A 23,537-nucleotide genomic window follows, 5' to 3' on the forward strand; every position below is an offset into this window, starting at 1 on the left:
TCAATGCATTCACTAAACAGTCGATCTTTCGAAGAGACGGTAATCCAGAACTTTCCTTTCAATCGGCTGTCCTTGAATTCTTTTTTCCAGTATGGCAAATGCCTGCTTTCCCATTTCCCTTGTCTGAATATCGATCGTTGTGATTCCAAGCGCTTGGCTGATTTCGTGGTTATCAACGCTTAAGATTGCAAGCTCATCCGGTACTGACACCCGCTGGTTCTTTGCTTCAAGAAAAAGCCCTGCTGAGACTTGGTCATTGGCAACAAAAATAGCCGTCGGCTTTTCCTTCCACGTATTCCATTTATGAAAAAGCGCCTTCCCATCATTGATTGTAATCGCTTTCTCAATTACCCAGTCTTCACGAAATGCCTCGCCGATCTCTTCCAATGCCTCTTTGTAGGCTTTGATTCGAAAATGGCTGTTCATGCCTTTTTTTCTTGCCAAACAGATGGCTATTTTTTTGTGCCCTTTGGCAATTAAATAGTCCAAGCCGTTCCGAAATGCTTCTTGGTGAGGAATGCTGATGGTTGGGAAGCGGGCATTATCTGAATTCTGGCAAAGCAAAATCGGGCCCTCCCATTCCATGAGTTTCTCATCAGCAAGCGCCTTTGAGCAAAAAATCAGGCCGTCAACCTGGCGCTGCTTTAATTGGGACAGCGCAAAGATTTCTTTTTGTACCTCATAGTTTGTTTGGAATAAAGAGAGGTGAACCCCGGATTCCGCGGCTGCGTCGGCTATTCCTGCAATCAGCTCTGCAAAATATGGCAGATTAACCGTCGGCAAGACAACACCAATCATGTTTGAAAATCCTTTCGACAAATGTACAGCGTGAATATTTCTCGTGTACTCCAATGATTCCATTGCCTCAAACACTCTTTTTCGTTTGTCTTCACTGACGTATGGATGATTGTTTATGACTCGGGAAACCGTTGTAACAGAGACACCGGCTTTTTCTGCAATGTCTTTAATATTAGCCATAGATTCCCTTCTTTCTAAATCCCCTTGATCTGGAATGCGTTTCATACAATATGATATGGACGTACCAGATATCTTTTTGTGTTTTAAGCTGAAAGGAGAAGATCACATGGGTTTCTTCATTTTAATTGGGTTATGTCTCACTGTTCTCGGTGGCAGCTGTCTTGCTGTAAAACCTCTCAACCAAAAACATGAAATTAAACCCTTTCGAACATTTGATGATTTTTTTATTTAATGCAGATAAAAAAGGACAATGTCGAGAACAAAGTCCTTTTTTATTTCTATTACGGCAGTATGATTAATTCCTTTGGATATTGGGTCAGAGCAACTGCTCCGTCCTTTGTTACGTGAACGTCATCCTCAATGCGCACGCCGCCGATCTCAGGCACATAAATCCCCGGTTCGATCGTGTAGACCATGCCTTCCTGCAGCAGTGTATCGTTGGCCTGGCTCATTGATGGATACTCATGGACAGAAATTCCGAGTCCATGCCCAAGCCGGTGAGGAAAATAGTCACCGTATCCCGCTTTTTCAATGATTCCGCGGGCGGTTAAGTCCAGATCTCCGATTCTCACACCGGGTTTGCTTGCCTCAATCGCGGCTTTTTCCGCTTGAAGTACAGTCTCGTAAATGGCCTCCTGCTTCGGATTGATGGTTTTGTAAGCAAACGTTCTTGTAATATCAGAGCAATAGCCGTCAAGAATAACACCGAGATCAAATAATACAAAATCACCTTTCTTCAACGTGGCTGTACCAGGATTTCCATGTGGCTGGCCTGATTTTTCTCCGAATAAAACCATTGTAGAGAAAGACATGCCCTGAATTCCTTTTTTCTTCAGTTCGTACTCAATTTGAGCGAGCACTTCCACTTCACTGATGCCTTCACGCAAAGCGGCTGTACCGACTTCAACACCGTAATCCGCAAGCTTTGCCGCCTCTTTCAGCAAACGAATCTCATTGTCTTCTTTAATCAGGCGAAATTGATTGAGTGTTTCTTCTGCTGAAACAAATTGAGCCCCGCCAGTCGCATGCTTCAGCTGTTCTGCACGTGATAGCGAGATTGAATCCTTTTCTACCGCAAGCGTATGTATGCTGATATTTCGCTTTTTCAAGGCCTTCTCTATCAGCTCCCACGGATTTTCGTGATCCGCATAGCCAATGATTTCATGATTCCAGCCTGCGTTGCGGGCCTGTCCTGCTTCCATTCCTGGACAAACAAAGAAAGGCTCCTCTTCTTGAAAAACAAATAACCCCATTAATCTTTCATGCGGCTCTGTGTAAAAACCGGTTAAGTAAAAAACATTTTCTTTTGTATGAATAAATGCGGCAGTATGCCCCGCTTCCTTCAGCCATGAAGAGACGCGTTGTATTCTATTCACTTCTTGTTCCTCCCTGCCATTTGCAATGCATTGTTCTGTCTTCCATTGTAACAGGTTTTACCGGTGTTTGCCTTTCACGACGCCTTCATTTTCTAATGCATTTTATTTCCTGCTCCTCTTCCTGTATACTGACAGTAACGTTCAATCGCAGGGGGGTTGTTCCGTTTGCTGATGAATTTTTTCAGACGAAAAGCAGTTATGCTCTTAACGGTTTTGGGAATTTCCGCTCCTTTTATCGGGATGAAGATGGTGGGCTTTTATTATTACAGCTCTATCATAGGCTGTGCAGCGGGTTTCCTTTGCTGCATCCTCGCTCTCATCCTGGTTATGAAAAGATCTGATAAAGACAAAAATGAAGGGAAAGCTTGATACATAAAAAGCCAGCAGCCTGATTAGGGCTGCTGGTTTTATTTTAGGAGTCTTAAACCGTTTAGTATGACCAAAATCGTGCTGCCCTCATGACCAATCACGCCAAATGGCAATTCCATCACCTGCAAAAAGTTTGCACAAATCAGCAGGCAGATTACAGCTAGAGAAAACACGATATTTTGTTTGATGATCCTGTTCATTTTCCGAGACAAGCGGCACATGTTTACGAGCTTTTTCAAATCGTTTTTCATGAGGACCATATCAGCGGTCTCAAGTGCTACATCTGTTCCGCCGCCCATCGCAATGCCGACATCCGCCGCTTTGAGTGCCGGCGCATCATTGATTCCGTCACCCACCATTGCAATCGTTCCGAATTCTTCTTTTAACCGTTTGATTTCATTCACTTTTTGGTCAGGCAGGCATTCTGCTACGACAGTTGTCATGCCGGCTTCCTTGGCAATCGCTTGAGCCGTGTCTTCGTGATCTCCTGTCAGCATGGCCGTTTTAATCCCAAGTCGGTTCAGTTCTTCCATGACCTCTTTTACTTCAGGCCTAATTTGGTCCTTCAGTGCGATACAGCCTGCTATTTGATCATCCTTTTTCACAAATACAATTGTATGACCGCTTTGAATGACATCTGATGCTGTTTGTTTCAAAAATTGTGCTGCCATTTCCTCGCCGATAAAACCTGCTTTACCGACCTTCCATTTCGCACCCGACACTTCTGCCATAACGCCAAACCCTGAGGTTTCTTCTATAGATATGTAGCCGGACTGATTCACGCCGCGGCTTTCAGCGTACGCCGTTATGGCTTGGGCGAGCGGATGGCTTGATTGCATTTCGATGGCATAGACAGCCTCAAGAACTTCCGCTTCACTGAATCCTTCTGCTATTCTAATCGTCTCTACGGCAGGCTGGCCTTTTGTTACAGTGCCGGTTTTATCAAAGGCGATCATTTGCACTGAGCCCAGCTGTTCAAGAAAGACGCTTCCTTTCACAAGCATACCGTTGCGGGCGCCATTTGAAATCAGGGACAGCGCCGCCGGCATAATAGAGGCGACAAGCGCACAAGGTGACGCGACAACCATAAACACCATTGCGCGGTAGAAGGTTTCACTCCAGCTCCAGCCCAGCGCAAAGTGCGGGACGAATAAAAGGAGCGCCACCGCAATTAGCACACCTTTCACATAAGCATTTTCAAATCGTTCGATGAAAGCCTGCGCGGGTGAAACACTATTTTGCGCTGATTCAACCAGTTTGATAATTTTTCTGAATAACGAATCTTCATTTGCTTTCGTGACACGGACAGTCAAGGAGCCATTGCGATTCACCGTTCCTGTGAATACAGCGTCGCCTCTGTTTTTTTCTACAGGCATTGATTCACCTGTTAAAGCCGACTCGTCAAGACTTGTCGAGCCCGATTCAATGATACCGTCTGCCGCTACGCGTTCTCCAGGTTTGATCACAATCATATCACCGGCCTGCAAGTCTGAAACCGGAACTCTTTTGGTTTCACCATTGACCATCAATGTCGCTTCTTCAGGCTCAAGCTGCATTAAAGACGTTAAATCTCTGCTGCTTTTATTCATCGTGTATGTTTCTAAAGCTCCGCTTAAGGAAAAAATAAATATTAAAATAGCACCCTCTGCCCAGTATCCGATCAAGGCGGAACCAACGGCAGCGAAAATCATTAAAAGTTCTACATTCAGCGTTTTGGATTCGAGTGTTTCTTCGATTCCTTCCTTTGCTTTAGCAAATCCGCCGATCACAAAAGCCAGCAAGAAAAGTATTATGGATAATACCTGATATCCGGATAAGAGCCAGCCTGCCAAAATAAGAGCGCCTGATACAAGTGCTGCAATAAGCTCCGCGTGCTGTGCCCAGTTTTTTTCCCTCTTGTCTGTTTTCAATGGCTCGTGCGGGTCGCGTTGAACGATAACTTGTTCATTCATATCGAATTCTCCTCTCTAATTGAGAACGTAAATCATCTTCATTTCTCTTATAAAAACAAAATCGCTGCCCAAAAGGCAGCTTTATCGTCAGTTATTTCTTGATGTCTTCCTTTATTATAGCACGCACGAAGAGAATTTCAATTATAATTATTTTAATTTCTTTTTGATAATAATTATCATTAATGTTTATTCGCTTCTTCTCTATATGAAAAAAGCTGAGAGTCTATGCTCTCAGCTATTCTTCCGTCCATTCCTTCAGTTGTTCCGCTGTCATCGGGCCAATTTTTGTTTTTTCAATTTCTCCCTTTTCATTCAGCAAAAATGATGTTGGGATCGTAATGATATGATACTCCTTCATCAATTCCCCTTTTGAGTCAAGGACAATCGGGAACGTCAGCTTGTTTGCTTTAATAAAATCTTCAACGACTTGCTGATTTTGTTCCGAATTCACTAAATTCACCGTTACCAGCTTTACACTGTCGGATGGATGGGCATCATAAAACGATTGAAACTGGGGAAGCTCCTTTTTGCAGGGCGGACACCATGACGTCCAAAAATGGAGAATTGTTTTTTGCCCTTTATTCGGAATCGAGATGTCCTCCCCTTCTATCGTTTTCATAAGAAAAACAGCGGGAACAGCAGGCTGTTTTTCCTCAGCTTGTGCCGCACATGGAAACCATGCAATCAACCCTAATAACATAATGTATATAGTAAGCAAGCGCTTCGTCAACATGGAATCTTCCTTTCATGCTTTTCAATTAGCTTGCCCCTGCAGTTCCTATATCATCCTTCAATTCGCGGCGTTCTGGTCCCTCCCGTAAGGAATACGGATACCTTCAATGCTTTGCAGATCGTGGCATAGTGCAGGCTCGTCAAAAGAATCATGCCAGTGTTCATTCCAAGGATAATCCCGAGCATTTGCAGATTCTCCATTGATCCCAGTACATACATCATACTTAGCGCAACGATATGGCTCCATACATTGTGATAAAAAGCCTCTTTCACAAAACCCATCCCGATTAAGCACGCCTGCAGCGGCATGACAAACAGATGAAAGAGAAAGTAAGGCCACAACAGCTGCAAGTAATACTGCGCTTCAGGAGAGTGAAAAAACAAATGTGTGAGAGGTCCCGCAAACTGGAACATGACCCAGACGGCAGGTATACCGTAACCTAATGTAATGAAAATCGACTGCTTCAGCCTTTTTAACACGATGTCATACTGAGAAAGTGCATAAGCTTCCGAAATACTCGGTATCATGACGACCATTAACGAATGGGCAATAAAAGCTGGGAACGACCCTATCGTCACAGCCACTCCTGCCAGCATTCCGTATTGATCGATTGCCGCTGTCCCGGCAACGCCCGCAGCCAAAAGAGCTCCTTTTACTAAAAAGGGTTCAATTGCATTGACAACCGCATGAAAAATGCGCAGTCCTGTTGTAGGAATTGAAACAGCAAGCAGTCTTTTCCTTACATCCTTTCCGCGCAAATGAATGTGCTGCTGGCCGGATAACGCCCGCCTTGCCATGATAAATTGTGAATATAAATAAACAAGCACGACCACATCACTCACGACTAGAACAAACAAGGAAATCAGCACAGCCATGTCCAATTCAAATGAGTACCATTGAAAAAAGAGAAATAAGCACAAGAGCTGGATGATTTTTTTCAGCACATTGGCAATTGCGATCTTCCCCATTTTCTGCACACCCATAAAGTAGCCCCTGGCGATTGAAGTAAAGGCGACAACAGGAATTAAGCCGATGACAATCCCTTTAATAAACGGGTGGTATGTATCAAATACCGGAATAAACGGAAGCGCAATACTAGCGGCGGCAGTAGAAAAAGCAGTAAAAATGGCTGTCATTCTGAAAGCGTGCCTCAGCATGCTTTCATGAAGCTTAGGATTTGACTCGGCAATGAATTTAGAAATGGATATCGGCAGTTCTAGGCTCGCGATGACAATAATTAAAAAGATCGTGGGCAAAATACTCATGTAAAGCCCCATCCCATGCTCGCCAAGCTCCCGCGCCAAAATCATATTGACGACAAATTCAAGGCATTCAGCGAAAAAGGCGGCAATGGATAAAAGAATGATCCCTTTCACAAATCGATTCATGATGTCTCTCCTTGTCTCTTGTACTACCAACATCATATGAGACAAGTTCAAAAATTATTTTATTTTTACTCTTTATATGAAAAAAAGCACAGCTGAGACAAATTGTCTCTTCTATGCTTAGACGGCAAAAACGTGTCTGCCGATTTTTTCTACGATTTTTCTTGAACGAATCCAATTATCTGACGCTGTTTTCGGATTATAAAAGAATATGGCATCTGTTTCTCTATTTTTTGAGGACAGCGCTTCTTCGGCAGCTTCAATCGATTCTTTATCAGGCTTTTGGTTAATGCTCCCGTTTGCGACCGGTTCAAAGGCGTTTTTCTGATAAATAACTCCTCTTATCGTATCAGGAAAACCTTTTTTCTCCGTCCTGTTCAGTACAACGCTTGCTACAGCGACCTTGCCTTTATATGATTCTCCTTTGGCCTCTGCGTGAACGAGACGGGACAGCAACTCTTTTTCAGACTGTGTATATGTTTCTTTCTCATCATTTGTTTTGTTCGGTTTATCTTTCTCTTTCTTTTCAGTGTGTGCTGATAGCTTAATCGGTTTTATTTTCTTGTCTTTATCAGCAGACAGTGAAGGGAAAGATTCATTCGTATTTCGATCTATATGTGTAAGCCATTTCGCTTCTTCATGTTTTGTCTTCTTTGCGCTCAGTAGTGAAGCTTGTGTATGCTCAATTTTGGCTGCAGGCATGAAACAAAGAAGAAAAACAGCCAGAGCAGTGAATTTCGTTGTCATACAGTTTCCTCCTTAAAGTGCTCCAAAAAACACTTCATAACCTTAACAAGAGATCCATTCATTTTCACGGAAAAAGATTTTCCAACTCTCCCAAGGAGGTATCAGGATGGAATAAAGAGGATGACTCACTGCTTAATGGCAAAAAAACAGTTTGAAATTCTATAAATATTGTCAAATCAAAACATGTTTATCCATTTTTGACACTTTACATTTTATTTACACCTGTTACAGACAGCTGTAATAAAAGGCTTGTATTCTGTCATATATGATAAAAAGGCTTCTCACGTATGAGAAACCTTCAGCTTCTTGGCTGTTCTAAGTATTGAAAGATAACATCTCCGCCTTGCTGGGCAATTCCTCGGAAATGTTTAAAATCATCTTGTTTAGATAACACGGCCCTGAAATCAAGAAAATGCTCTTTCTGGACTCTCAGTTCGTTTATGGCGCCGGTGCGCAGCTGTTCAATCATTTCTGTTATTTCTTCGGGACGCAACAAAAATTCCCCCCTTTTCTTTCTATTGACGAAAATCAATATATCATCTTTATAGCGACAGAACAATTCATAAGGGAGATAAAACTCCTTATCGCTTTACTTCTCAATGAAAATACTGCAAAATACTTTCAAAAGGCATTATTATGTTTAAAGGAGAGGAAGCTTGTGAAAATCGCTAAGGTTGGGAATGTCATTGAATTTAAAAACGGATTAACCGGTGTTGTTGAAAAAGTAAATGAGAATTCTGTTATCGTTGATGTGACGATCATGGATAACTATCGGGATCTTGAGTTAGATTCATTGACAGTTGTTAATCATAAAAATTATAAGATCATCAGAGACTCCTATTAAAACCTCCTTATTTCCACATTTATTCCAAAAACTGCAAGACGGACAATTTAACACCTTACATATGAAATTCGCTTTCTCAAAAGCTGCCGGCCGGCAGCTTTTTTACATAAAAAACACCGATCATGAATCGGCGTTTTTGTCTATTTCCGTTATTTCTATATAGAACTCGCTGACGGCCCCTGGTTCGTACAGGTTGGTCAATGATGTTGAATAATTTGTCATTTCCCCCCGGAAGGCAAGACCGCGTTCCGGAACCTCGACATTAAACGTTTTTTCATACAACAGGACAGCGATATCATGGTAAGTCTCACTCGTAACGTTTAAGGTAAATGCAATTTTTCGCTTCGGCTCGCTCTCCTCTTGATATGCAGCCATTTCTAACGTTACATTGTTTAACCGCAATGTCTTCACTTCATATCACTCCTTTATAGTCCATGCATCTTAGCATACCTTAGCGAATGTTTACAATGAATCTGTTCTTAACGGTTATATGAACCAATTCATTCGAAAAGACATCTTTACAAACGTACGTTCGTTAAATTATAATAAAACAGACGAGCTGCCATCCAGCATCCCGTCTTTTCATTAGAAAGCGGCGAGTGGAATTCCCCCCCGGATTCGCTCGTCTTTTTTATGTAAAAACCCCCTCATTTCTAAGGAGAAACTATATGGTCGATTATCAACAAGTCATGTTTCACCATGCGTACCTTGGCGCCTTGAATTTCCCCATCCTTTAATGAGAGCGGCCAATCAATTCTCATCATGTTTTTTAGATAAACCAGCATCCATTCAGGAAGTATATGAGTGTATGTTTTTAAAGTTCTAGTTATTCGTGCGCTTCCATATCGATCCTGAACAATTCTGAATGAAATGCAATAATCCTGCTATTAAGGTAGCATGTGTATGACTTAAATCATGGAAGCAGAATAAATTCAACACATCCGTAATTACTTGAAATGCGTACTATAACATAAGTTTGAATGGGGATTTCAAGCCCAATGTAATGCCTCGTATAGAACATTCCGGGAGAAGGGCCTATGGAATGCCCACACTGTTTTACCCACACTCGTAATAAACTCCTTTCAGTATGTCCATTTAGAGATTCATTGCAATTATCTTCGAATTTTGTTCTGAACTATAAATCATTATATATTTTTAAACACTGTATTCCAGACTGACGCATCTTCTTGTCCAAGACTCCAGCTGCCAAGACCTTTCAGATTATATTTTTGAGCGAGTTTTATTTTTGCTCTGAGTGACTGTTCATTTTCAAACCATAATGTATATGTTCCCGAAGGCAACGGCCCCTTGTTATCGTGATTGACAGTAAAAATAGCTTTTGGAGATTGACTCTTGGTGTCAAAAATAATTGTTCCGCTATGCCTTTTTACTAATGAGTCAACAAGGTAAAGGGGAATGGCTTGAGAGGCAGATTGGCCTTCCATCCAGCAGCGGCCATAGAATGGCAATCCTAAAACTAGTTTTTGAGGAGAGATTTTTTGGGTCAGAACATATTGAATGGACTTTTCCACCCATCCTACACTTGCGGTAGGCCCAGCAAGGCGGCTTTCATCATAGGCCATAACCATAAGATAATCTGCATATTTAGCTAAATACTCGTAATCATATGATCCGTGCCAGCCCTTCGTCCAGCCAAAAGGATTTGCCGCCACTGCAACTGATACTTCTTTATGTCTAGGAATACTTTCCCTTACCAATCTAACAAAATCTGTAAATAGATTCCGATCTTTTTCTGTAAGGTTTTCTATATCGATATTAACTCCGTCCAAATCCAGTTCTTCTATTGCATGAGAAATTTGTTTAGCTAAAAGAACTCGGTTCATTAATGCAAATCGTCCCAAATCCTGATCCCAATGATTGCTTAGAAAAGGAACTACTTTTAATTTTCTTCTATGAAGAGCTTTAATCACATCGGGATTAGCTGAACGGAGAAGTAATGATCCATCTTTTCTGATATAGAAAAAATCAGGAGACACAACATTTAATACTCCGTTCGTTTGATCAACGTGTTGAATAAAATCCCATCCTAATCCAGAATAGAAATAGCTCATTTGAAACATCTCATAACCCCTTCATCCCCAAAAATATCAAGTTCCCCACAAATAAAAAAATGAGGATTGTCATTTCAATTTGATTCGTTTCCGAAACCTCAAAGATTACCTTTCTCTTATCTTTATAATTTGTCCAGGATAAATTCTATCTGAAGAAAGCTTATTAAGATTCATAAGTTGTTGTACCGGAATGTTAAAGGATTTGGCAATCGTCCATAATGTATCGCCGGATTCCACATGATACACTTCGTATGTTACGGGAAATTCCATATAACGAGGCGTTCTTTTTACTTTATTCGCTTGATTTCTTATTTTAGGTATTTTCCCCTTCATTCATATTACTCTCCTTTAGAATAATTTGTTATTAATATTTCTAAACAGTTTCTCTCTAATCTTAATGATTTGTCCAGCATATATTTGATCTGATTTGAAATGATTAAGCTCCATGAGTTGCTGCAGGGAAACATTATACTTCCTGGCAATTATTGATAATGTTTCACCGGGAGTAACATGATGGATCACGTATTTTTCTTTAAGAACATCTACATAATGAATGGTTTCCCCTAAGTTTCTTATAATTCCTCTGCTTTTTAGCACCTCAAGCATTCTCTCGGCTCTATGCCGATAGGAATCATTCTTTACAGCCTTTTTACCGTTTATCTGAATCTTTTTTCTCTCGCTATCATGATTCAAATAGTATTTAACCTTTTCCAAAGTTTCTTTTGGGGAGGAAGAAACGATGAGATCGCGGCCAGGTTTGAATTTATCTCGAACTGCTGGTATATCCGATGTCAATAAAAACCCCCCGGAACCAAGAATCTCATAGGTGCGTTGCGTAAGTTGGCTTTCACAGTTTTGCAAACCGATAATGATTTTTGCTGAACTGTAAACTTTATATGCTTCAGTATAATCAAGGTATCCATGGATCCAATTGCGGGGAATTTCTCTTCCTATATATTTACTCATTTTTTCCCAGTTTCTCCCCCAAAAATCAATGCGAATACCTTTCCGTATAAGAGGACGAATAAGCGTTTTTAAAGAGGACGAACGGAACACATCCGGATGTTCTTCAAGAAAATTAGGGTAAGCATTAGCCACCACCGCTATATCACAACTGTATTTTGCTAATGGTTTAATCTGGTGATGTATACTTTCGTGAAATGCAAAGTCTAAGTGAGCTGCTTTAATCCCCATGCTTTCATAAGTTTTACACAGAGAAGGCGTAACCGTGAAAACAAAATCCGGTTTCATCTTTTTAATTAACGGGATAGTAAAGTTTTGAGTGTGCAGCGGGTCTTCAGTTGCCCAATAAACGAGAGGGATATTCACCTTTTTAGTAGCGTTGCGAATCCAGGCCTGCTTTTCCCTTGAATGCTCTGGTGTCCATCCCATAGATACTATTAGATCTGGTTTAAATTCGTCTATCATTTCAGTTATATTTTCCCGACTTACAGGACCGGAAATCATTACGGTATGTCCTGCTTCCCTAAACCCATTCGGTAAACCATAGAGCCACATGGGATGACTCTCAAGGAAAAGAATTTTCACACATTTCCATCCTCTCTTTCACTTTTTAATGTCTACTTTATTGGTATGTATATGTAATATAACTTGTCGCGGTACTAGTCTATAAAAAACGTTCAGGTGTGAGATCACGAGATAGCTTGTGTGGGATGCCCCACAAAAAAAGAAAGCAACCTACAACATATTTTCCTATGTGGTTATTCAGGACATAAGGATTCCTTTAAATATTTTTAAAAGTATTAGAATACAAGGACAGGGATATTATTTTTTATTAAAAGTCAAGAGCCCCCGTTACTTTAAGTACATTTATTCACAGTGTAATCTTTTTTACAGGTCATTTAGTAGTAGCCCCAGGAAAATGCGAATTTACAACGTTAATCAAATTCAAATATAAAAAAGTCGAATTCCCTGTCCTTTAAGGAAAACGACTTTTTTATACGACTTCTTCAAGTAAATCCCCATTAACCTTTTTTGGGGACTATTTGTAATCTCTGCGCAGTGAAATTATACCTGTGCTAGCCCACCATCTACGAACAATTCAACACCCGTCAAGTAACTGCTTTCGTCTGAAGCAAGGAAAGATACAGCGTTTGCTACTTCTTCAGGTGTCCCAACTTTTCCAGCTGGAACAGTATTTCTGCTATTTTCCAGTACCTCTTCAAGTGCATCACCAAAAAGCTCATCGTAGGCAGGTGTAAGAATACCTCCTGGACTAACCACATTTACACGGATTTCAGTACCTTTTAGGTCAAGAATCCAGTTGCGAACCAGTGCTCTTAATGCTGCTTTAGATGCTCCATATACACTAAACGCTGGGTTGCCAATTGATCCAGCAGTAGAGCCCGTTACAATAATAGAACCTACTTTGTCCGGGAATAGTGATAACGCTTTTTGAACAGTAAAGATGGTTCCTTTAACGTTAATGTCGAACGTTCTATCAACCTGCTCTTCAGTAATTTCACCTAATGGAAGGAAGTTGCCGATGCCTGCATTAGCAAAAAGAATGTCCAACTTACCTTTTTCCTGCTTTATAATGTCATATAGTTTGTCTAAGTCTTCAAGCTTAGAAATATCACCTTGAACACCGGTTACGTTCTTGCCAATTTGGTTAACAGCTTTATCAAGTTCGTTTTGTCTACGTCCCGTGATATAAACATATGCACCTTCGTTTACAAATTTTTGTGCTGTAGCAAGACCAATCCCACTTGTTCCACCCGTTACAAGCGCTATTTTACCTTCAAATTTACCCATACTTAACACTCCTTTAGAATTAATATTATTTTATGTCTAGTACCTTTAAGTACTTGAAGAACAACTTACAAGATATAGTATCCTTCAGTAAGCACAGTATCGGAAGTACCCACTTTTTTGTGATATAGTAACTAAAAAGTAATAAATGTGGAATGGAGAGCTTTAGACATGAAAAAATTTAGCTGTGGGTTTGAAGTGACAAAGGAAGTTATTGGCGGAAAATGGAAAGGCCTTGTATTATACTTTTTAATGAATGGACCAAAGAGAACGAGTGAATTAAAGCGCATTATCCCAAATATAACTCAGAAAATGCTGATTCAAACACTTAGAGAGCTTGAAGCCAGTGGACTTGTTAGCAGAAAGATGTATAATCAAGTACCGCCGAAGGTTGAATATTCATCCACTGAACTTGGAGAATCTCTTAAACCTATCTTGCAGGAGCTCTGTCAATGGGGAGGCTATTATGCGGAGCAAGAGTATGCAGAAGGTGAATATGAAATTGTACAACCAGAACAACTAAGTTAGGATTGATGTAGCTGCTGGAGTAAATGCTAAACAACTTCAATACCATCACCTAACAGATGAAGAACAGTCAGAAATAAATGAGATATTCAATTTTGAAAGTGAAGTTCTAATAAGAAGTGTCATCGACTATATTCAGGAGAACTTTGATGAAATTCAAAAAAGAGCTGTTTCAAATGTTAAAGAGAAGGCTCAGAAACTTAGCCAAAAAATAATGAAGATATTGATAATAATATTTAATGCCTATGATCTCTAGATAGGCATTTTTTCTTTCGGATAAAAAAGAAAAGACGTACAAATTGTACGCCTTAATCTGCTTCTGTACTATCAATTTTTCACTGCATAAAAGTCACAGTTCAGGTTGCACCTCAGGTCACACTTTTTAATACAATTCCCATGAGTAGAGCCATTTTCAGGTGTGACTTTTCCCATTTTTATTGAGCTTAGTACGGGTCACACTCCGGTCACATTTCCGCTGAAAATTAACGCTGAATGTTCGGATTTTACTGTGACTCCACTTCGTTTCACACTCCGTATCACACAACGGAATAATTAACGATTATCAATTGTCTCCGGATACAAATCATGGTTCATCATACGGTATTCGGCCATTTTCTCATACTTCGTGCCAGGCTTTCCGTAGTTTGTGTACGGGTCAATGGAAATTCCGCCTCTTGGCGTGAATTTGCCCCATACTTCAATGTAGCGCGGGTCCATTAATTCAATCAAGTCATTCATGATGATATTCATGCAGTCCTCGTGGAAGTCACCATGGTTTCTGAAGCTGAATAGATACAGCTTTAATGATTTGCTTTCAACCATTTTTTCATCAGGAATGTAGCTGATGTAGATTGTCGCAAAGTCAGGCTGGCCTGTTTTAGGACATAAAGATGTGAATTCCGGGCAATTGAATTTTACAAAGTAATCACGGTTTACATGTTTATTCGGGAAGGATTCCAGCACGTCCGGTGCATATTCGAACAAATAATTTGTACCTTGATTGCCTAGCAATGTTACACCTTCTAATTCTGATTCTTTTCTTGTCGTCATGTTCATCTTCCTTTCTATTATACTCCGCGTTTGTTGCCCCATAACAGGGTGTGCAGCTGCGGGAGCACTCTGACGAGATTCAGCTCCGCATCGACAGCTACCTTATCAACAAGCGCTTCATATTTTCCAAGCAAATGTGCAATCAGTGACTGATCATCTGTCGTATGCACGTCATCATTTCCGACTTGTAAATAAAACGGGATTCCCGGATACCGCTTGTGCACAGTTTTGGCAAATTCCAGATCTTCATCATTAAAGATGACAACCTTCAAGCTGACAGCATGCTGTCTATCATTCTCTTGAAGTAAAGTTAAAATGTGGTCAAGCTTTTGAAAGTTCGTTACCATTTTTGAGCTTGGCGGTTTTGGAGAAATTGTCAGGTCATCAATCAGCGTAAACCAATCCTGATAAACGGTCCCTTGAGTTTCAAGCGCTGCACGGATGTTATTTTCCTTCAGCAGTTCAATAAAAGCATCCAGCTGTTTTAACAGAGCCGGGTTGCCGCCTGAGATCGTCACATGAGAAAACGCATCTCCCCCAATGTCCTTAAGCTCCGCAAAAATCTCCTCCGCCGTCATCCAGCGAATATCTTTTTTAGCAGACCCGTCCCAAGTGAAAGCGGAGTCACACCAGCTGCAGGAATAATCGCAGCCGGCTGTCCGGACGAACATCGTTTTCTGTCCGATCACCATGCCTTCTCCTTGAATCGTCGGGCCGAAAATTTCTAATACAGGAATTCCTTTAGCCATTCAAACCACCCTTTTTCGGACGGTAGACACAGTAGCTTGTCGGTGTTTCACGGACAAACACCTGTACACAGGTCGGCTTATTCTCCAAAGTGTCTAAATAAGCCTGTACGTTGTCATAAATCGTTTTCGCCACGACTTCAGTTGTCGGCAGCGAATACCGGTCGTCCTGAGAAAAATCTTCATGATCATTTAATAGCGTGTGATCATAGTTTCCGTGCACCAGTTTTTTGAGTACGCTGAAATTGACAAGAAAGCCTGAATCGTCAAGTTCGTCGCCGGCAACGGTTATATTTACGGTATACGTATGCCCGTGAACCCTGCTGCACGCTCCCGCACTTTCCCGAGGGATAAAATGAGCGGCTGAGATATGCATGTCCTTATTCAGTTCAAACGAATAAGGATGCTGGGCCTGCGGATAAATTTGAGATAACAATTTATGCACGCTCTCCTTTCATCACCATATATTCTTCATAACCTTTTGAACGAAGGTGACATGCCGGACATTCGCCGCAGCCGTCTGCGATGATGCCGTTATAGCATGTCAGCGTGTTGTTTTTCACAAAATCCAGCGCGCCAAGCTCATCTGCAAGCTTCCACGTTTCCGCCTTATTGAGCCACATGAGAGGCGTGTGGATCACAAACGGCTTCTCCATTGCCAGATTTACCGTGACATTGCAAGATTTCACGAATTCGTCACGGCAGTCAGGATAACCACTGAAGTCTGTCTCACAAACTCCTGTAATAATGTGGCGCGCGCCAATTTGGTAAGCCAGGATAGACGCAAAGGATAAGAATACCAAATTGCGGCCTGGAACGAATGTGGATGGCAGTTCGCCGTCTTTTACTTCTATCTCAATATCATTTCTAGTCAGGGCATTCGGTGCAAGCTGATTTAAAAGTGACATATCAAGCAAATGATTTTTCACACCAAGCTTTTCCGCAATGGATTTTGCCACTTCAACTTCCTGCGAATGTCGCTGATTATAATGAAAAGTCACCGTTTCGACTTCTTCGAATTCTTTTAAGGCCCACAGTAAGCATGTTGTGCTGTCTTGACCGCCGCTAAATACGACAATTGCTTTTTCTTTTTTCATGATTCCTCTCCTTCTCCGCAATAAAAACGCCGGCGAGAGACATCGCTACAGCTAATTCACGCAAAAAAACACCTTTTTTCGGAAGGTGCTCTAGAAAAACATAAAAAAGGCCGTATCCAAGGATACAGCTCGTCCTTAGTTTTTTATAGAGGGTGTAGCTAGAACCTCTCCCGCATATCGCACGGATTTTCTTCAATTTTTTCACTTCTGCTATCTTACCATAATGATGTTTTTCTTGACAATAAAAAAGTCAGTCCCCGGTTCCTAGATCAATTATCGCTCTATAGTGACGGTTCGTTTCATTATATATATTTATAAACTGCGCCGCCGAGGAGCTTTTTTGCAAAGCAAAGCGCCTATGAAGGCCAGGCTCACATAGCCAAACAAGGGATAAATCGTTGAAATAAGCCTGCCGTACCCTATTTGGCTCGTAATATAAGCCGTGATCATAATGGCCGCAAAGATATATTTGCTTTTCACTGGAAGAAAGCTTTGCACTTGTTTTTCTAATCCATATAGATTACCGATAACTGATGTGAACACTTCTCCGAAAATAATGAGTAAATAAATCAAATGGACAGATCGTGCAAAGAGATAAACCACTTGTGCCATCGGTATATCATACAAAAATACATCCGGAAGAGTTGACAAAGACAGAAAACTCGCGGACAGCACAATCGTCAGCATCGTCCCTCCGATTAAAGCGCCTTTTTTGATCACTTTCTCCGAGGACATTTCATTCGCCAGCGGAACCAAAATTGCTTGGGCAAGCGATAAATTCAAAGCCCCGTAAGAAAAGGCTGATAACAGCCAATCCCAGCGATGCGGCCAGACCCACTGAGCTGCGTTTCGTGATTCGCTGAATATAAAAGAGTCGGCCACCACAATCATTGAAAAGATGATTAAAAGGGGAACAACAAACACATTGACACCGAAAATGCCTTTTACTCCTCTAGTCATCACAATTAAGCTCAGACCGATTGTAATAAGCATCCCAATCTGAGCGGACATCCCCAGCTGTTCCTCAAAAAGCGCCCCTGCCCCTGAAAGCATGACAGATGTAACTCCGAGGAGAACAAACAGCATAAATACATTGATAATCCGCCCAGCCGCCGCCCCGAACAAAAAGATGTTCATTTCTTGATATGACTTGGCATTGATTCGCTTTGAAATGATCATCAGCTTGGCGCCCAGAAACGTAAACATTCCACCGCTGACGAGAATGCCGAATAAACCGAACCAGCCGAACTTCAGAAAAAACTCAACAATTTCTCTGCCAGTCGCAAATCCAGCTCCGACTACTGTGCCGACATACACAAAAGCAAGCTGACTTGCAGACCCTTTTGATTGTTCCATTTCTCCCCTCCGAACGAACCGCAGTTTTGTCCATAGGTGCCTTTTTATAACCTATGAGACAAGTTCCTTGAAAAGACGAAGAAAACATGTTTTACTTTGTAACAAATCAAAAATTTTTTGTGCGTAAGACTTGAAAGTCAAAGATAGTCAGAGTATACTATTAATCAAAGTTGGTCAAACAAACCGGCCTTTTTTAAAAATCAATTGGTCAAAGATAGTCAAATATTCAGTCTGCTTTGAGCATATTGGTTTGAATGCCGTTAAGTTTGCCGTATACTAATAGTCAAAGAAGGTCAAATCCAATAGACCTTTTTATTCACTTTCATTGGTCAAAGAAGATCAAATTATTAAGGAGGTTTTGGCAAATGCGTTGTCAACATTGTCATCAAAACGAGGCGACGATTCGCCTTAACATGCAAATAAATTCCGTTCATAAACAGATGGTTCTTTGTGAAACTTGCTATAACGAACTGACCCGTAAACCTTCAATGAGTATGGGTTCTCAATCTTTCGGATTTCCGTTTGAACAGGCATTCCAGCCGAAAGAAAAGAGCGCAGCAAAACAAAGCGGAAAAAAAGGGCTGCTTGATGAGCTGGCTCAAAATATTACAAACGGTGCTAAAGCCGGTCTCATTGATCCCGTCATCGGCCGTGATGATGAAGTGGCGCGAGTGATCGAAATTCTAAACCGCCGCAACAAAAACAATCCGGTTCTTATTGGTGAGCCGGGTGTGGGGAAAACTGCCATCGCTGAAGGGCTCGCTTTAAAAATTGCTGAAGGTGATGTTCCAAACAAACTGAAAAACAAAGAGCTATATTTGCTTGATGTTGCATCCCTTGTTGCAAATACAGGGATCAGAGGCCAATTTGAGGAGAGAATGAAACAGCTGATCACTGAGCTGAAGGAACGAAAAAATGTCATTCTGTTCATTGATGAAATTCACCTTCTCGTCGGCGCAGGCTCTGCAGAAGGATCAATGGACGCCGGCAACATTCTCAAACCGGCCCTAGCCAGAGGCGAACTGCAAGTCATTGGCGCGACAACACTGAAAGAATATCGTCAAATCGAAAAAGATGCCGCGCTGGAAAGACGTTTTCAGCCTGTCATGGTGCAGGAGCCTTCAATTGAACAGGCTATCCTCATTCTGCAAGGGATTAAAGACAAATACGAGGCGTACCATGGCGTAACATTCAGTGATGAAGCAATCAAAGCGTGTGTCACTTTATCATCCCGCTACATTCAGGACAGACACCTGCCGGATAAAGCAATTGATTTATTAGATGAAGCAGGTTCAAAAGCCAACCTGTTAATTGATGAACTGAATGATGAGGATGCCGCTGAACGCTTAACTGCAATTGAAGCCGAAAAAACAAAAGCCCTGGAAGAAGAAAATTACGAACTGGCGGCAAAACTCCGTGATGAAGAACTCGCATTGGAGAAAAAACTGAACAGCTCCTCCGCTCATACCGCTGTCACTGTGGAAGCTGAGCACATTCAGGAAATTATTGAACAAAAAACAGGCATCCCTGTCGGCAAACTGCAGGCAGACGAACAAACGAAAATGAAAGAGCTTGAAGCAAAACTTCATGAACGCGTGATCGGACAAGAAGCCGCTGTTCAAAAAGTGGCAAAGGCGGTAAGACGAAGCCGCGCCGGATTAAAATCCAAAAACAGACCAGTCGGCTCCTTCCTCTTCGTAGGTCCTACCGGCGTAGGGAAAACAGAGCTTTCTAAAACACTGGCAGATGAATTATTCGGCACAAAAGACGCTATTATCCGACTCGATATGAGCGAATACATGGAGAAACACGCCATATCTAAAATTATCGGTTCACCGCCTGGATATGTCGGCCATGAGGAAGCTGGACAATTAACTGAGAAAGTGCGCCGCAATCCTTACAGCATTGTGTTGCTGGATGAGATTGAAAAAGCACACCCAGACGTTCAGCATATGTTCCTGCAAATTATGGAAGATGGCCGTCTGACAGACAGCCAAGGCAGAACTGTAAGCTTCAAAGACACAGTGATCATCATGACAAGTAATGCGGGTGCTGGTGAGAAACAAACGAAAGTCGGTTTCCAATCAGATGACAGTGTCATCGAAGAACAAACATTAATTGATTCACTGAGCATGTTCTTTAAACCTGAGTTCCTCAACCGTTTTGACAGCATTATTGAGTTCCGCTCATTGGAAAAAGAACATCTTGTCAAAATCGTCAGCCTTCTTCTTGGAGAACTTGAAGAAACATTGGCGGAACGGGGCATTCGCTTGAATGTGACAGATGAAGCGAAAGAAAAAATTGCTGAGCTGGGCTACCACCCTTCATTCGGTGCACGTCCGCTTAGAAGAACCATTCAAGAATGGGTTGAGGATGAAATGACCGATCTGCTGCTTGATAATGGCGAGATCACAAGTTTTCACGTGATTTTAGAAGATGATAAAATCAAAGTGCGAGCGAAATAACAATCAGCGGTTTCCTTTTAGGAAGCCGCTTTTTTTTATGCTTTCATACTCTTGACTTAAAAAATACCGTCCCTTCCCCTGAAGCGCTACTTCCCTTCATCCTTTACACTTTTTTTAAGGAGGGATGGAACATGTTTATATACAGTGAATATGTATTTCTACTATTATATGAATACCATCTGAAGGACAGCTTGCAAGAAAACCGCTAATTTCAGTAGACACCCGGGCTTTTCAATTTTGGAGAGCCCGTTTTTGTTTATTTCTCCCTTCTATGCCTCTTCCTTGAATATTTCATGAACAAATTCACAATGTCCCTAAAGTTCCGGGCACCAAAACCGATATTAACCATAGACAAGCTAGTAAAAAAGGATTTGGTGAAAAACTATGGATAAAACTTCGTTAATCGGTATTATTCTTGCTTTTGTGGCATTGAGCGTCGGGATGGTTCTGAAAGGCGTCAGTTTCAGCGCCCTTGCAAACCCCGCTGCCATTTTAATTATTATCGCTGGGACAATCTCAGCAGTCGTTATTGCGTTCCCAACAAAAGAAATTAAAAAAGTGCCTGCGCTGTTTCGAGTGTTATTTAAGGAAAATAAACAGCTCACAATAGAGGAACTCATTCCTATGTTCTCTGAATGGGCTCAGCTTGCACGCCGCGAAGGTCTGCTTGCTTTAGAAGCAAGCATTGAGGATGTAGATGATGCTTTCTTGAAAAACGGGCTCAGCATGGCTGTTGACGGGCAAAGCGCAGAATTTATCAGAGATATTATGACAGAGGAAGTCGAAGCAATGGAGGACAGACACCAAGCCGGAGCCGCTATTTTTACACAAGCAGGAACGTACGCTCCGACACTTGGAGTACTCGGCGCTGTAATCGGGCTGATTGCCGCTCTCTCTCATATGGACAATACAGATGAGCTTGGACACGCCATCAGTGCCGCCTTTGTTGCCACACTTCTCGGTATCTTTACAGGGTATGTGTTATGGCATCCTTTCGCAAATAAATTAAAACGAAAATCAAAACAAGAAGTAAAACTGCGTGAGGTCATGATTGAAGGTGTTTTATCCGTTTTAGAAGGACAGGCACCGAAAGTCATCGAACAAAAGCTTTTAATGTATCTTCCTGCGAAGGACCGCTTGAAATTTGCAGAACAAGGAGAGGCGCAAAATGGCGAGAAAAAAGAAGAAGAAGCATGAGGACGAGCACGTTGATGAATCATGGCTCGTTCCTTACGCCGACATCCTTACTCTTCTCCTGGCATTGTTTATTGTGCTGTACGCGAGCAGCTCGATTGACGCAGCTAAGTTTCAAATGCTCTCAAAATCATTTAATGAAGTTTTTACAGGCGGCACCGGTGTACTGGACTACTCCAGTGTCACTCCTCCTGAAAACGAGTCAGACGGCATCGATGAAGTGAAAAAGGAAAAAGAAGAGAAAGAGAAAAACAAGAAAGAAAAAGAAAAAGCAGCTGATCAAGAAGAACTTGAAAATGTGAAGAGCCAGGTGGAAAAGTTCATCAAAGATAAAAAGCTGGAACATCAGCTGGAGACGAAGATGACTAGTGAAGGCCTTCTGATTACGATTAAAGACAGCATCTTCTTTGATTCTGGAAAAGCGACCATCCGTAAGGAAGATGTGCCGCTTGCAAAAGAGATTTCAAATCTTCTTGTGATTAACCCGCCAAGAAATATCATTATCAGCGGACATACTGATAATATGCCAATTAAAAATTCTGAATTCCAATCAAACTGGCATTTAAGCGTCATGAGAGCGGTAAACTTTATGGGGCTCCTGATTGAAAACCCCAAGCTCGATGCAAAAGTGTTCAGCGCCAAGGGTTATGGCGAGTATAAACCGGTGGCTTCCAATAAAACTGCGGAAGGCCGAAGCAAAAACCGGCGGGTTGAAGTTCTCATTTTGCCGAGAGGCGCAGCGGAAACAAATGAAAAATAGCAAAAAAGGAAGCCTTGTGACATATCAGGCTTCCTTTTTTTACTTATTATGAAACTGTTTTGCGTTTAATCCTACTCTTTTTAACATTTCGGTGCACATCTCTACCTCTTCTTCGCTTAATACGCTGATCATTTCATCAATTTCAGCAGCGTGATCAGGGAAAATATCGTTCAAAAGACCGATGCCTTTTTCAGTAATTTGCGCAAATGTCACTCGTCTGTCTGTAGGAGACGCTTTCCGAATGAGAAGTTCTTTTTGCTCCAGCTTATCTACAACGTATGTGATGCTCCCGCTAGCCAAGAGAATTTTATCTCCTATCTGCTGCAGCGGCTGATCGCCTTTATGGTACAAAAGCTCTAGCACAGCAAATTCAGTCGGATTCAGCCCATGCTTATGAATATGCTTATTCATATGATCGTTAATAGACCGATACGCGCGCGACAGCACGATAAATAACTTCAGTGATTTTTCTGTCATGTCTCAATCATCCTTTTAGAAACCGTTACAGAGAAACATTAATAAACAAAGACCAAAATGTCAATAAAAATCTTTCCAATATTTCTCTTCTTTTTTAAAATGTAAGCTTGCCAACACCTTTTTCTAATTTTTTTGGTTATTTTTTCTTATTAAAGAAGAAGAAACAATGATATAATACCTCTAATCAGGTGTATGTTGGAGCGATGCAAATTGAAAATACTAAAAGGCGCCTGCGGGAGAGTCAAACTTTATATCATACTGGTCGTGATTCCGGCAATCGTCATCAGCTTTTTCGTATATGAAAAAGAAAAAGATACAATAGCTGCAGAACATAAACAAGAAGCAAGTGTCCTGCTAAACCTTCACCGCAACAAAATCAATTATTTAATCGGAGAAACAATGGCGAGAATGACCTCCTTGTCCATCGCCATTGACAGACCGGTTGATATAAAGAAAATGCAGTCAATTTTGGAAAAGACCTTTGATTACCCCCTTTCTAAAAACCGAGTACCTGATCGATATAGACTTCCTGCTTCCCGCCGCTTGAATCGTTGCGCTTGTTTTTACCGCTATCGGAATATTGCATTAGCTCGAAGAACCAGCCGATGTCCATTTCGTCCAGGTAATAGATATCCTGCG

At 41.5% G+C, this 23,537-nt stretch carries 24 protein-coding genes, 1 pseudogene and 1 riboswitch; of the genes and pseudogenes, 7 read left to right on the forward strand and 18 right to left on the reverse strand.

Annotation, left to right across the window (positions count from 1 at the left end; translation table 11 throughout):
• Nucleotides 1–12: 12 nt before the first annotated feature.
• Entirely contained in the window at nt 13–978 is a 966-nt protein-coding gene (locus MKY10_RS14155; RefSeq protein WP_048655223.1) for a LacI family DNA-binding transcriptional regulator, read from the reverse strand.
• 281 nt (nt 979–1,259) lie between these two features.
• On the reverse strand, nt 1,260–2,354 hold the full coding sequence (gene papB, locus MKY10_RS14160; RefSeq protein ID WP_015252203.1) for a di/tri-peptidase: 1,095 nt from the start codon (nt 2,352–2,354) through the stop codon (nt 1,260–1,262).
• Nucleotides 2,355–2,519: 165 nt separating this feature from the next.
• On the opposite strand from papB, the gene MKY10_RS14165 reads away from it, so the two are divergent.
• Nucleotides 2,520–2,723, forward strand: a complete 204-nt coding sequence (locus MKY10_RS14165) for a hypothetical protein (RefSeq protein WP_014476643.1) — start codon at nt 2,520–2,522, stop codon at nt 2,721–2,723.
• A gap of 38 nt (nt 2,724–2,761) precedes the next feature.
• On the opposite strand, the gene pfeT is transcribed toward MKY10_RS14165, so the two are convergent.
• From pfeT to MKY10_RS14190, 5 genes are all read right to left on the reverse strand, one after another.
• Nucleotides 2,762–4,675 carry a metal-transporting ATPase PfeT gene (gene pfeT, locus MKY10_RS14170; protein WP_015252204.1) on the reverse strand — a complete coding sequence of 638 codons (1,914 nt, stop codon included), beginning with the start codon at nt 4,673–4,675 and terminating at the stop codon, nt 2,762–2,764.
• A 235-nt stretch (nt 4,676–4,910) separates the two neighbouring features.
• Entirely contained in the window at nt 4,911–5,408 is a 498-nt protein-coding gene (gene stoA, locus MKY10_RS14175; protein ID WP_014479641.1) for a sporulation thiol-disulfide oxidoreductase StoA, read from the reverse strand.
• A 50-nt stretch (nt 5,409–5,458) separates the two neighbouring features.
• Complete coding sequence (gene ykvU, locus MKY10_RS14180; RefSeq protein WP_003245552.1) at nt 5,459–6,796, reverse strand: sporulation protein YkvU; 1,338 nt, start codon at nt 6,794–6,796, stop codon at nt 5,459–5,461.
• Nucleotides 6,797–6,913: 117 nt separating this feature from the next.
• Entirely contained in the window at nt 6,914–7,540 is a 627-nt protein-coding gene (locus MKY10_RS14185; RefSeq protein ID WP_015252205.1) for a cell wall hydrolase, read from the reverse strand.
• Between the two features lie 298 nt (nt 7,541–7,838).
• Nucleotides 7,839–8,033, reverse strand: coding sequence for a hypothetical protein (locus MKY10_RS14190; RefSeq protein WP_003218622.1), 195 nt, complete (start codon nt 8,031–8,033; stop codon nt 7,839–7,841).
• A 165-nt stretch (nt 8,034–8,198) separates the two neighbouring features.
• Here MKY10_RS14190 and MKY10_RS14195 point away from each other — a divergent pair, with 165 nt between their 5' ends.
• Nucleotides 8,199–8,384, forward strand: coding sequence for a YkvS family protein (locus MKY10_RS14195; protein WP_003232446.1), 186 nt, complete (start codon nt 8,199–8,201; stop codon nt 8,382–8,384).
• A 120-nt stretch (nt 8,385–8,504) separates the two neighbouring features.
• Here the strand turns inward: MKY10_RS14195 and MKY10_RS14200 are convergent, their stop codons facing one another.
• The 5 genes from MKY10_RS14200 to MKY10_RS14220 all read right to left on the reverse strand — a co-directional run bounded on the left by MKY10_RS14200 (nt 8,505) and on the right by MKY10_RS14220 (nt 13,231).
• Nucleotides 8,505–8,795, reverse strand: a complete 291-nt coding sequence (locus MKY10_RS14200) for a YkvR family protein (RefSeq protein ID WP_015252208.1) — start codon at nt 8,793–8,795, stop codon at nt 8,505–8,507.
• A 734-nt stretch (nt 8,796–9,529) separates the two neighbouring features.
• Nucleotides 9,530–10,465, reverse strand: a complete 936-nt coding sequence (locus tag MKY10_RS14205; protein WP_015252209.1) for a glycosyl hydrolase family 18 protein — start codon at nt 10,463–10,465, stop codon at nt 9,530–9,532.
• A gap of 96 nt (nt 10,466–10,561) precedes the next feature.
• The gene (locus MKY10_RS14210; protein ID WP_044052545.1) at nt 10,562–10,789 is read right to left on the reverse strand and encodes a LysM peptidoglycan-binding domain-containing protein; all 228 of its coding nucleotides are present in this window, start codon (nt 10,787–10,789) and stop codon (nt 10,562–10,564) included.
• Between the two features lie 15 nt (nt 10,790–10,804).
• Complete coding sequence (ykvP, locus tag MKY10_RS14215) at nt 10,805–12,004, reverse strand: spore protein YkvP (RefSeq protein WP_015252210.1); 1,200 nt, start codon at nt 12,002–12,004, stop codon at nt 10,805–10,807.
• 480 nt (nt 12,005–12,484) lie between these two features.
• Nucleotides 12,485–13,231: a glucose 1-dehydrogenase gene (locus tag MKY10_RS14220; RefSeq protein ID WP_003245309.1), complete on the reverse strand. Its 747-nt coding sequence runs from the start codon at nt 13,229–13,231 to the stop codon at nt 12,485–12,487.
• A gap of 168 nt (nt 13,232–13,399) precedes the next feature.
• Between MKY10_RS14220 and MKY10_RS14225 the strand changes: the two genes are divergently transcribed.
• Nucleotides 13,400–13,756, forward strand: a complete 357-nt coding sequence (locus MKY10_RS14225) for a winged helix-turn-helix transcriptional regulator (RefSeq protein ID WP_003245808.1) — start codon at nt 13,400–13,402, stop codon at nt 13,754–13,756.
• A 549-nt stretch (nt 13,757–14,305) separates the two neighbouring features.
• On the opposite strand, the gene queF is transcribed toward MKY10_RS14225, so the two are convergent.
• From queF to MKY10_RS14250, 5 genes are all read right to left on the reverse strand, one after another.
• Nucleotides 14,306–14,803 (reverse strand): preQ(1) synthase, encoded by a 498-nt coding sequence (gene queF, locus MKY10_RS14230; RefSeq protein WP_003218613.1) that lies wholly within the window; start codon nt 14,801–14,803, stop codon nt 14,306–14,308.
• A gap of 17 nt (nt 14,804–14,820) precedes the next feature.
• Nucleotides 14,821–15,552 (reverse strand): 7-carboxy-7-deazaguanine synthase QueE, encoded by a 732-nt coding sequence (queE, locus tag MKY10_RS14235; protein ID WP_015252213.1) that lies wholly within the window; start codon nt 15,550–15,552, stop codon nt 14,821–14,823.
• On the reverse strand, nt 15,545–15,994 hold the full coding sequence (gene queD, locus MKY10_RS14240) for a 6-carboxytetrahydropterin synthase QueD (protein ID WP_003232462.1): 450 nt from the start codon (nt 15,992–15,994) through the stop codon (nt 15,545–15,547). The genes queE and queD overlap by 8 nt, the downstream gene beginning before the upstream one ends.
• Nucleotides 15,987–16,646 (reverse strand): 7-cyano-7-deazaguanine synthase QueC, encoded by a 660-nt coding sequence (gene queC / locus MKY10_RS14245; RefSeq protein WP_003245417.1) that lies wholly within the window; start codon nt 16,644–16,646, stop codon nt 15,987–15,989. The genes queD and queC overlap by 8 nt, the downstream gene beginning before the upstream one ends.
• A 129-nt stretch (nt 16,647–16,775) precedes the next feature.
• Nucleotides 16,776–16,820: riboswitch (PreQ1 riboswitch) on the reverse strand.
• Nucleotides 16,821–16,958: 138 nt separating this feature from the next.
• Complete coding sequence (locus tag MKY10_RS14250; protein ID WP_015252214.1) at nt 16,959–18,002, reverse strand: hypothetical protein; 1,044 nt, start codon at nt 18,000–18,002, stop codon at nt 16,959–16,961.
• Nucleotides 18,003–18,367: 365 nt separating this feature from the next.
• On the opposite strand from MKY10_RS14250, the gene clpE reads away from it, so the two are divergent.
• The 3 genes from clpE to motB all read left to right on the forward strand — a co-directional run bounded on the left by clpE (nt 18,368) and on the right by motB (nt 22,421).
• The gene (gene clpE / locus MKY10_RS14255; protein ID WP_015252215.1) at nt 18,368–20,467 is read left to right on the forward strand and encodes an ATP-dependent protease ATP-binding subunit ClpE; all 2,100 of its coding nucleotides are present in this window, start codon (nt 18,368–18,370) and stop codon (nt 20,465–20,467) included.
• Between the two features lie 384 nt (nt 20,468–20,851).
• Nucleotides 20,852–21,664 carry a flagellar motor stator protein MotA gene (gene motA / locus MKY10_RS14260; RefSeq protein ID WP_003238984.1) on the forward strand — a complete coding sequence of 271 codons (813 nt, stop codon included), beginning with the start codon at nt 20,852–20,854 and terminating at the stop codon, nt 21,662–21,664.
• On the forward strand, nt 21,636–22,421 hold the full coding sequence (motB, locus tag MKY10_RS14265; protein ID WP_003232473.1) for a flagellar motor protein MotB: 786 nt from the start codon (nt 21,636–21,638) through the stop codon (nt 22,419–22,421). Before motA ends, motB begins: the two co-directional genes overlap by 29 nt.
• Before the next feature lie 39 nt (nt 22,422–22,460).
• On the opposite strand, the gene mhqR is transcribed toward motB, so the two are convergent.
• Nucleotides 22,461–22,898, reverse strand: a complete 438-nt coding sequence (mhqR, locus tag MKY10_RS14270; RefSeq protein ID WP_003232475.1) for a MarR family transcriptional regulator MhqR — start codon at nt 22,896–22,898, stop codon at nt 22,461–22,463.
• A 192-nt stretch (nt 22,899–23,090) separates the two neighbouring features.
• On the opposite strand from mhqR, the pseudogene MKY10_RS14275 reads away from it, so the two are divergent.
• Nucleotides 23,091–23,384 (forward strand): annotated as a pseudogene (locus MKY10_RS14275) (two-component sensor histidine kinase); the annotation flags it as partial.
• Nucleotides 23,385–23,537 lie beyond the last annotated feature (153 nt).

Origin of the sequence: Bacillus sp. FSL P4-0290, assembly GCF_037975435.1 — a bacterium.
GTDB lineage: Bacteria > Bacillota > Bacilli > Bacillales > Bacillaceae > Bacillus > Bacillus subtilis.